The organism is Hansschlegelia beijingensis (assembly GCF_045505405.1).
In the GTDB taxonomy this organism is placed as follows: Bacteria; Pseudomonadota; Alphaproteobacteria; order Rhizobiales; family Methylopilaceae; genus Methylopila; species Methylopila beijingensis_A.
Genome location: NZ_JBJKEX010000427.1, coordinates 1 through 2336, shown reverse-complemented (window position 1 = coordinate 2336; position 2336 = coordinate 1). Strand labels below are relative to the sequence as shown.

General features: G+C 71.6%; 2 protein-coding genes. Both read right to left on the bottom strand.

Annotation, left to right across the window (positions count from 1 at the left end):
• Positions 1-138 precede the first annotated feature (138 nt).
• Positions 139-1557: a threonine synthase gene (gene thrC / locus ACIKT0_RS17075; protein ID WP_407106566.1), complete on the bottom strand. Its 1419-nt coding sequence runs from the start codon at positions 1555-1557 to the stop codon at positions 139-141.
• Positions 1558-1647: 90 nt separating this feature from the next.
• On the bottom strand, positions 1648-2336 hold a 689-nt coding region (locus ACIKT0_RS17070; protein ID WP_407106565.1), incomplete at its 5' end, for an SURF1 family protein.

The following is a 2336-nucleotide window of genomic DNA, read 5'->3' as shown; positions in this document are numbered from 1 at the left end:
CGAAGGGCGCGTTTCTGGATGTGCTCATCGCCGGCCACGACGGCCGCGCCCTGAGCGCCGCATGACTATCAGACCGCCTCTCTCCCATGCGGTCGGTCACGACCGCGAGGCCGGAGGGCAGGATGGTGAACTGCGCGCTCACGCAGCTTCCTCCCGGGTGACGCGCGCCCGCTCGGCCACATAGGCCTCGACGGCCGCGAGATCGTTCGGGAGCCGGTCGAGCCGCTCGGGCTTCGAGAGCAGGTCGGCCAGATGGGCGGGCAGCGGGGGGCGGATCCCGGAGGCGGCCTCGACCGCTTCCGGGAACTTCGCCGGATGGGCGGTCGACAGCACGACCGTCGGGGTCGAGGGATCGAGATCCGCGCGCTCGGCGACCGAATAGGCGACGGCGGTGTGCGTATCGAGCAGGTAGCCGGTCTCCCGCCTGACCCGGCCGATGGTCTCCGAAACCTGCGCCTCGTCGGCGCGGCCGGCGTCGAAGTCCATGCGGATGTTGGCGAGCGTCGCCGCGTCGAGCTCGAAGGCGCCGGACTGCGACAGCGACGACATCGCCCGGCGTACCACCTGGGCGTCGCGGCCGCAGGCGTCGAACAGCAGGCGCTCGAAATTGGACGAGACCTGGATGTCCATCGAGGGCGACGTGGTGGGCTCCACGCCGCGGACCTCGTAGCGGCCCGTCGCCAGCGTGCGGGCGAGGATGTCGTTGACGTTGGTGGCGACCACGAGGCGGCCGATCGGCAGGCCCATGCGCTTGGCCGCATAGCCTGCGAAGACGTCGCCGAAATTGCCGGTCGGCACCACGAAGTCGACCGTCCGGCGGGGCGCGCCGAGCGCCACCGCGGCGACGAAATAATACACCGCCTGCGCGAGCACGCGGGCCCAGTTGATCGAGTTCACGCCCCCGAGGGCGACGCGGTCGCGGAAGGCGTGATGGTTGAACATCGCCTTCACCAGCGCCTGGGCGTCGTCGAACGAGCCGTCGATCGCCACCGCGTGGACGTTCGCCTCGGTGGGCGTCGTCATCTGGCGGCGCTGAACCTCGCTGACCTTGCCGTGCGGCATCAGGATGAAGACGTCGGCGCGGTCGCGGCCGCGGAAGGCCTCGATGGCGGCGCCGCCGGTGTCGCCGGAGGTCGCGCCGACGATCGTCGTCCGCAGTCCGCGCTCGGCGAGCACATGGTCCATCAGCCGCGCGAGCAGCTGCATGGCGACGTCCTTGAAGGCGAGCGTCGGCCCGTGGAACAGCTCCAGCACGAAGCGGTTGGCGCCGGTCTGCACGAGCGGCGTCACGGCCGGATGGCGGAAGGTCCCGTAGGCCTCGCGGATCATCTCGCGGAGCTTCGCCGCCGGGATCGCGTCGCCCACGAAGGGCGCGATCACCGCCTCGGCGACCTCGGCGTAGGGACGGCCCGCCATGTCGGCGATGGCGTCGGTCGAGAGGGTCGGCCAGAGCTCCGGAACATAGAGCCCGCCGTCCCGCGCGAGCCCCGCGAGCATGGCGTCCGCGAATCCAAGAGCGGGCGCGTCCCCTCGGGTCGAAACATAGGCCAGGGACATGTTCGGACGGGTCTTTCCAGCAAGCGGCGCAAGATCAGCAACCTAGGCGCGCCGTCCCTGCGTCGCAAGCGACCCAGGGGCGGCCGAGCCTCAACGCCGCCGTCCTGCCCGGAGGGTCTGCCATGCGAAAGCGGCGAAAACGGCGCACAGCGCGCCCGCAAGGCCGAACCAGGTCAGCGCATATTCAAGATGCCGGTTCGGGAAGGCCAGCCGCGTCTCCCCGCCCTGCGGCAGGCCGCCGGGATTGGGCGTCGCGTCCGCGTCGATGGTGAACGGCGCGGCGTCGGAGAGCCCGATCGCGGCGGCGATCGCCTGCGGGTCGCGGGTGAAGAACAGCCGCTTCTCGGGCGCGTCCGCGGGGGTGAACGGGTTGCGGTCTTCGGGCTCGCGGAGCAGCCCCACCACGGTGGTCTCGCCCGCCGTGTGCCCGTCCGGCCGCGTCGCCGGATCGGCCCTGGATTCGGGCACGAAGCCGCGGTTGACCAGCACCGTGCCGCCGTCGCGAAGCCGCAGCGGCTCGACGATCCAGTAGCCGGGGCCCGCGTACGGACCCTTCTGGTCGGTGAGCAGCGTGTAGATCCGGACCTCGCGGGTCGGATCGAAGGTCCCGACCGCCTCGACCCGGCGATATCGCCACTGGTCGAGGTCGAGCGTCGGCCATTCCGACGGCGCCGGCAGCGGCGCGGGCGGCGCCGCCATCCGCTCCGCGATGGTGGCGATCAGCGCCTCTTTCCACGCGAGGCGCTCGAGCTGCCAGGCGCCGAGACCGACCAGGATCG

Bases quoted from the DNA above. Each gene is read 5' to 3' on its own strand.
- thrC (WP_407106566.1), bottom strand. From the start codon at position 1,557: ATGTCCCTGGCCTATGTTTCGACCCGAGGGGACGCGCCCGCTCTTGGA.